Annotated in this window: 1 protein-coding gene; it reads right to left on the reverse strand. The window is 27.5% G+C overall.

The annotated features are described in order from the left end of the window. Positions 1–4: 4 nt before the first annotated feature. On the reverse strand, positions 5–251 hold a 247-nt coding region (locus KGF42_RS20725), incomplete at its 5' end, for a zinc ribbon domain-containing protein (protein ID WP_141247360.1).

The following is a 251-nucleotide window of genomic DNA, read 5'->3' on the forward strand; positions in this document are numbered from 1 at the left end:
TAAGTTATTTATTTTGAATTGTTATTAGTCTTAATCCTTCTTTTAATATATTTATACTTGCATTTATATCTCTATCGTGAGTTTCATTACAACTAGGACAAATCCATTCTCTTATATTTAAGTTCTTAACTTCCTCGTTTTTGTATCCACATTTATTGCATATTTGTGAACTTGCAAAGAATTTACCTACCTTTACAATTTGTCTACCATACCAATTAGCCTTGTATTCTAATTGACGAATAAACTCTGAC

This window comes from Clostridioides sp. ZZV15-6383 (assembly GCF_020657735.1).
GTDB lineage: Bacteria > Bacillota > Clostridia > Peptostreptococcales > Peptostreptococcaceae > Clostridioides > Clostridioides difficile_D.